Annotated in this window: 10 protein-coding genes and 1 pseudogene; 7 read left to right on the top strand and 4 right to left on the bottom strand. The window is 62.8% G+C overall.

Annotation, left to right across the window (positions count from 1 at the left end; genetic code table 11):
• The 4 genes and pseudogenes from ACRDTL_RS13125 to ACRDTL_RS13110 all read left to right on the top strand — a co-directional run.
• Nucleotides 1-162, top strand: a pseudogene (locus ACRDTL_RS13125) (ISL3 family transposase); the annotation flags it as partial.
• A 134-nt stretch (nucleotides 163-296) separates the two neighbouring features.
• A complete protein-coding gene (locus tag ACRDTL_RS13120; protein ID WP_431507138.1) occupies nucleotides 297-590 on the top strand; it encodes a hypothetical protein in 294 nt (97 codons plus the stop codon).
• Complete coding sequence (locus ACRDTL_RS13115; RefSeq protein WP_431507137.1) at nucleotides 590-1,282, top strand: hypothetical protein; 693 nt, start codon at nucleotides 590-592, stop codon at nucleotides 1,280-1,282. Before ACRDTL_RS13120 ends, ACRDTL_RS13115 begins: the two co-directional genes overlap by 1 nt.
• A gap of 11 nt (nucleotides 1,283-1,293) precedes the next feature.
• Entirely contained in the window at nucleotides 1,294-1,713 is a 420-nt protein-coding gene (locus tag ACRDTL_RS13110) for a hypothetical protein (RefSeq protein WP_431507136.1), read from the top strand.
• Between the two features lie 179 nt (nucleotides 1,714-1,892).
• Here the strand turns inward: ACRDTL_RS13110 and ACRDTL_RS13105 are convergent, their stop codons facing one another.
• Together ACRDTL_RS13105 and ACRDTL_RS13100 are read right to left on the bottom strand one after the other, a co-directional pair.
• Nucleotides 1,893-2,222 carry a hypothetical protein gene (locus ACRDTL_RS13105; protein ID WP_431507135.1) on the bottom strand — a complete coding sequence of 110 codons (330 nt, stop codon included), beginning with the start codon at nucleotides 2,220-2,222 and terminating at the stop codon, nucleotides 1,893-1,895.
• 79 nt (nucleotides 2,223-2,301) lie between these two features.
• Complete coding sequence (locus tag ACRDTL_RS13100) at nucleotides 2,302-3,885, bottom strand: DNA/RNA helicase domain-containing protein (protein ID WP_431507134.1); 1,584 nt, start codon at nucleotides 3,883-3,885, stop codon at nucleotides 2,302-2,304.
• A 126-nt stretch (nucleotides 3,886-4,011) separates the two neighbouring features.
• Between ACRDTL_RS13100 and ACRDTL_RS13095 the strand changes: the two genes are divergently transcribed.
• Complete coding sequence (locus tag ACRDTL_RS13095) at nucleotides 4,012-4,215, top strand: hypothetical protein (RefSeq protein ID WP_431507133.1); 204 nt, start codon at nucleotides 4,012-4,014, stop codon at nucleotides 4,213-4,215.
• Between the two features lie 344 nt (nucleotides 4,216-4,559).
• On the opposite strand, the gene ACRDTL_RS13090 is transcribed toward ACRDTL_RS13095, so the two are convergent.
• Nucleotides 4,560-5,066: a GNAT family N-acetyltransferase gene (locus tag ACRDTL_RS13090; protein WP_431507132.1), complete on the bottom strand. Its 507-nt coding sequence runs from the start codon at nucleotides 5,064-5,066 to the stop codon at nucleotides 4,560-4,562.
• Complete coding sequence (locus ACRDTL_RS13085) at nucleotides 5,063-5,332, bottom strand: DUF1778 domain-containing protein (RefSeq protein WP_431507131.1); 270 nt, start codon at nucleotides 5,330-5,332, stop codon at nucleotides 5,063-5,065. Before ACRDTL_RS13085 ends, ACRDTL_RS13090 begins: the two co-directional genes overlap by 4 nt.
• 123 nt (nucleotides 5,333-5,455) lie before the next feature.
• Here ACRDTL_RS13085 and ACRDTL_RS13080 point away from each other — a divergent pair, with 123 nt between their 5' ends.
• Both ACRDTL_RS13080 and ACRDTL_RS13075 read left to right on the top strand, forming a co-directional pair.
• Nucleotides 5,456-5,677, top strand: coding sequence for a hypothetical protein (locus tag ACRDTL_RS13080; protein ID WP_431507141.1), 222 nt, complete (start codon nucleotides 5,456-5,458; stop codon nucleotides 5,675-5,677).
• A complete protein-coding gene (locus ACRDTL_RS13075; RefSeq protein WP_431507130.1) occupies nucleotides 5,674-5,976 on the top strand; it encodes a MazF family transcriptional regulator in 303 nt (100 codons plus the stop codon). The genes ACRDTL_RS13080 and ACRDTL_RS13075 overlap by 4 nt, the downstream gene beginning before the upstream one ends.
• Nucleotides 5,977-6,048 lie beyond the last annotated feature (72 nt).

Raw genomic sequence — 6,048 nt, 5'->3', positions numbered from 1 at the left:
GCCATCGAACTAGGCATCTCCAACGCCCTCATCGAAGGGATCAACGCCAAAATCCGGCTCATCAACGCCCGCGGCTACCGACACCACTCAGCCCAAACACTGACCTCGATGATCTACCTATGCCTCGGCGGCCTACACCCCAAACTCCCCACACAAACCTGAGGAGCCGCACAAATGTTCGAAGAGCAAGGTTTAATTTTGAGGGATCGAAACGGATACCCGAATCGCCAGCAAGTCGGCGAGTGGGTCAGAAAAGCAAGCACACCGGCTTCCCAGCCGGGGCTAGCATCGCGGTAATGAGAGTCACCTCCAAGCTGTCGGCGTCGGCGTCCGGGCTGCACCAACTGGCAGCTCCCGCCCAGCGGTGGGGTGGGGAGTTGTCAGCCGCCGCCGCGTCGTCACCGCTGGCGGTGTCGGTGTGGCAGGCCAACGCGGGCGCGGTCAACATCGCCTGCGCTGCAGCCCGAAAAGACCTGGCAGTGATGGCGACGAGGATGGATGCTTCGGCGGCTAAGTTCGTCACGGCGGGGGTGGCCTACACCGCGAACGAGGAGACTTCGGCCGGCGCACTACAACAGGTTGTACCCTGATGCCTGCCGGGTTGCCGACGCTCTCGGAACTGCGCTCGGCCAGCTTCGACCATCTCGGGCAGGCCGCCGGCTGGTGGGAGCGTATCGGGCGGAAAGCCGAGTCAGCCTTCGCCGAACTCACCCGCGAGGTTCGCACGCCAGGCGGGGTCGAATGGCAGGGTGCGGCCGGTATCGCGGCGGTTGAGCGTGCCGATGCCGACCTGCTCACTGTGCGCGGATGGGCGTTCGGTTGGCAGGAAGCCGGAGCAATTGCCCGGCTGGGCCAAGACAACCTGGCCGCCGGAAAGGCCCTGGCCCTAGAAGCCATCAGCGCCGCCGAGCGTGACGGGTTCGCGGTGGGTGAGGGCTATAGCGTGATCGATACCCGCCCGACCTCCAGCCGCGAGCAGCAGGCCGCCCGCCAAGCGGAGGCGCAGGCTCATGCGGCATACATCCGCCACCGGGTGGCCACCCTGGTCGCCAACGACGCCGACCTCACCGCGCGTCTCAAGGCGGCCACCGCCGGGTTCGGGAATCTGGTGTTCGCGGAGTCGCCGGTAAGCCAGGCACCGCCGGGTGCGCCGCTACCCGAGGGTCCGGTGATATGCACGCCGTTTAGCGCCAAGAACTTTTTGTGTGAGGAGATCCTGCCCGGCAACACGGTTTTCCGGTGGGTAAGCCCTGTTGACTTCACCGGTCTGTGGCCGGACTGAGAGGAAGGACTATGGGCGACACCAAGTCGATCTATGAACAGTACGCCATGCACATCGTCCCGCTGATCACCCGCGGAGATGACGGGTCATGGCAAGCGCAGTATCCCGAGTCTGATTGGCACGTCACCGCTGATACCGAGGAGGCGGCCCAACGTAAGCTCCGCGAGGAGGCCGAACGGCGACTCAATGCAGGGCAAGACTCCACTGGCACGCCTGTCGATATTCTGGAGCGCCATCTCGCCCACCCGATCCCGGGCATCTATGCGATGGACAATGAATTGTTCCTATATCTCAGGCAGAACAAGGGGATCGCCGAAACAGAACGTGCTTTCGCCGAGGCCGAGCGCCGCCGCGCCCTGGGGCAGACCTACACCAAGGCCGACTACGAGCCCGAGGCCGCCGGGCGCGAGGATCCGCAGCACCGGCACTGACCGCCGCACCCTCGGCCCTCGAATACGGGAGAGACTCCGATGGCACTGAGGGCATCATTGGCGGCCACGGGCAGTTCGGTCGCGGGCACTTTCGGTCATGCTCGACGCGGACGCGGGTGGCGGCGCAAAGGCGCGGTCGATGCGGGGCGCGTCTTGAAGGTGGCGATAAACCAACGGAATCAGCTGCTCCAACAGCGTTTTCGCGATGTGCGGGTTGTTGAGGATCTGCACGGAAGTGTCTTGCGAGTGACGGCCTCCCACTGGTGGTAGCGCGGAAACAGCATCGCATGTTTGCGGCTCTTCTTTCCGGTTGCCGCGTCGGTGGTTTCGCTGGCTTGCAGATGGACGAATCGGCCCAAGATCTCCAGCCAGGTATCACGAGCCCAGATCATCTCCCACAGGTAGGCGGTGGGCGAGCCATACGGATTGGGCGGATTGCCCTTGTGGTGGTTGTTGCCCCTGTTGAAGGGCAGGAAAACGGTGTCGGGGCCGGCCAGCCGGGTGGTCATGTGCACTTCCTCGTTGGATACCGCGAAATGCCCGGCAACCGCGTAACCGCGGTCCTTGCCCGTAGGATCGCCGGGACGGTTACCCCGCTACGAAGGGACCATCCTCCATACAGTCGCTGGTGTCTGTGGCGGCCGCGACCCCTGCCATACGCCAGGAATGCTCCACGCTTTGAGTAGCGCCGACAAGCGCGCGTAGCGCCGCCCGCGTCTCGCGGTCGGTGGAGTAGATGACTGTGCCGATCATCCCGCGCGTCAGAAGGACCTTGTAAACGTGACGCACGAGGATATCGAACCTGTTGTCGGGCACTGTCTTCGAGTTTCGGAAGTCGGGATCCTTGTTCGCACTGCGGACTGTCACGAACCGCCCGTCGCGCCACACGAGATCGGGTCCGAGAATCACGCCGTTCCAGTCGTATTCGAAACGCTGAGCGGTGTAGATGCAGCCCACCTGCCCGAATCCGCCGTCGTCGGTCGCCCATAGTGCGCTGGGAGGCGCCTCTCCGATCCGCCTGTCGCTCTTGCTGTTCCACGGTCGCGACCACGTCCCGATCTGAACGTCTGGCACGAGTGTCCCATCTTTTCGGGCGTCGCTCCATGGCCAGCAATACCCGGCGGTGATACGTGCCGAGTATCCCTGCTGCGTTTGGGTTAGCAGATAGTGCTCCATCTCCTCGGGAGTCTCAGCGAGTCGGACGTGGAACTGGGGATCACCGGACCACACCGCTGGTTTATGATCGCCGTCGAGTCCAAGCAGCCGGACGACCCAGTGCACGTATTCCTCACTCCCGCCGCACCGGAACTGTTCACCGAGCTCAATATGCTGAAAGTCGAGTCCGAGGTGCTGTGCGTGGTGCTCGATCTGCTTGAGGGTTCCCATCTCGCCGGGGCGCACCACTTGGTGTTCGTCGAGCAGAAAGACCGGGACCCGGGCAGCGGCGATGAGTTCGTCGATCTGCGGGCGATCGGTGCGCAACTCCGCGCGAGTGTACCGGTCGGCGGACGTTTTCCGGATGCGATGAGCCTCATCCATGACCAGGACGTCCAGGCCGTTGGGATCAGCCGTGATGAACTGATTGAAATACTTGAACAGCCTTTTGACCTTCGGAGCCCTGACGGCGGCCACTTTCCTGAGCGTCTGGGTGAAGGAGCGCGACCCCGTCGCATGGATAACGGTGCGACCCCGTCGTGCCAGTTCGCCGACAAGAGATAGCGCGATGACGCTCTTGCCGCTGCCGGGCCCACCGGTTACCGCGATCACCCGCTTGTTATTTCCGGCACGCGCGTGTTCGACGGCGTGCATGACCAAATCGACTGCCAGCTGCTGGTTTCCGATCAAGCGGAATTGCGGCCGGTCGCGAATCTCCGCAGCAGCGAGCTTCAGTAGCTGTTTGGACGGAGCCACCGGAGAGTTCATCAACAGATCGACCGCCTGCCGCCCGGCCCCCGGAGCAAGCCGGGAGCGAAGGAAGTCGAGCATGGCCCCCTTTTCGCCAGCGGTAAAGAGCCGACCCGTCGTAGAGATCGGCACGGCCAGCAAATCTTTGACCAGAGCGGGATTTGAGGCGTTGTGCAGGTAAGCCATCCCGGCCACCGAATCGGGATGGTCCGCCACTACGCGCGCGAAGTCCAGGAGGTACTCGCAATAGCCGCGCACCTGAATCACGGGATGTAGCCGCGGTCCCCCGGGGATCCCCGGTACTTCAACGATCTCCGGGTCGCCTTCAAAGGCGTAGGCCGCTGACCACTGCTTCAACTCGACAACGACGTATGACACCCCGCCGGTCCGGGGGTGGGTGCCGGCGAGGACGACATCGGCCCGTTGAGATGTCAGTGGAAGGTGATACTCGACCAGCATCTCGACCTCGCCGAAGCCAGCATCGGTAAGGTCGGCAGCCAAGACCGGAAGACTCCGCTTCCACGAGGCCTGCTCGGCGGGTGCAGCCCGGCGACCAGTCCGATACAGCATCTGCTCCAGCAACTGCTCGACCAATGACTCAGGCGCCACTTCACGAACACGATCTGCGGTCGTCCGAATGAGTGTCACGTCGAGGTCCCCAGAGCAGCACGAATACGTCCGTGCGGGTGGGGACATATCCGTGCCGGCTACAGAAGGCCGGGGAAGTCCGTCGGGCCGCAGAGGTCATGCTAGGGCAGCGTCGCCTTTGAAACGCCGCAATATGCCCTCTCTGTCAACCGAGGTTGAGGCATCCACCCCCTGACAATTAGTGACCCGAGGGCGGGGATGGAGAGATTCCCCGAGATGACGAGCAAGGCGGCGGAGACATTTGGGCTCGGTTGCAGTCAGAACGGGCGGCGGAGCTTGGCGCGGACAACCGACTAACCGATTCCGAGGGCTCTGCGTGCAGTAGCGACCTTCATATAAAGCCGGTGTGGGTTATCACGCACAGCAACGAAATCCAGCTTCGTATAGAACGCCGCTGCCCGGTCGTCGATAGCATCCACGACAATCATGCGACCACCGCTTTGGTCCGCGGCTACGATGATCCGGCTGATTGCATCGAGAACCAATTGCCGCCCGTTTCCTCGGCTGGCGATCGACAGATCGACCGCCAGTTTCGCAATCAAAAATGCCGGCACTCGGTCCAGCCCGCCGGATGCGCTCCTGCTGAGGCCGTCGTCGCGCCGGTTCAGCTGAGTAGGGGTGATAGAAAAATAGGCCACCACGCGATCGTTGTTTTCAGCCGTCCAGACATAAGTTCGCGCGGTGTCTTGGCGGTCAGCCCGGCGCGCGGTCTCGACCAGCCATCGATTTAGGGAGTCCACACCACAGTCGAACTCGTCGAGTTGATGACGGTCGGCGATGCGGGTGGACACCCAGGTCATTGCGGGGAGAACCGCCTTGGCTCCTTGGCGATCTTGGCCAGGTTCGGTGCCGCGTCGGCTTGGTCAAGCGACCGGATCAGTGCGTCGAACTGCTCGGCAGGCATCGATGTAGCGTTCGACAGCGCGAGGATCTTGTCAGCACGTTCAAGCGCGGCGTTGCGGACGAAGTCCGAGATACTCTCGTTCACTTCTTCGGCGGCGAGGGAGATCTGCTCGCGACTCTGTGGCGCAACCCGCACCTCGAGCCGGTTTGTCTTTGCGGTCATGCGACGGCTCCGGTGGCTGGTAAAGGGTTAGCTGTGGCCACCCGATTGTACGGCATATGTACGGCGTTGGCTGTTGTTGCGATATATGCTGGCAGAAGCTGCTAGCATGCCAAGGTGGCAAAAATGATCACGTTGCGGCTATCGGAGAGTGCGTATGAGGCAGTTAAGCGCTACGCCGAGGCCGACCGGAGGTCGATGAACGCCTGGATCGAAGAGCTCCTCGACGTGGAGGACATGCGCCGGCGGTGCGCCGCGCATAGCCAGTGGATGGCGGACCATCCTGAGGCGGTGGCTTTCAGTGAAGCGTGGGCCGATCGCAACCTCGACGACCTGGCAAAGCGTTGACTGAACCCCCACGCAGAGGGGAGATCTGGACTACCGACAGCGGGATCAGTGTGCTGGTGATTTCGTCGACCGTGTACAACGAAATCGCCAGTGAGCCGACCATCGTTGTGGTGCCGGTATTCGATAGTGAGCCTGACGCCGGATTCGGGGTGGACCTGGGCGACGGCTGGGCTGCTCCGGGATTGGTCACCAGCCTGCACAAGGCCCGACTGCATGCGATCCGCCGTCGGATCGACATTCAAGCTCTAACCGACGTCAACAACATGCTCTTCAAGATCCTCGCGACACCCGGTCGGTAGGTAAGCGCGTGGAGAGATTCAAGAGCCCCGCACCCGGTGACCCGACCGGGAATCACTCGGCATAGCCAAGTC

It is taken from the genome of Mycobacterium sp., assembly GCF_050700595.1.
Lineage (GTDB): Bacteria > Actinomycetota > Actinomycetes > Mycobacteriales > Mycobacteriaceae > Mycobacterium.
Note: the sequence above shows the minus strand (reverse complement) of the source record. Positions and strands in the feature narration are given on the sequence as shown.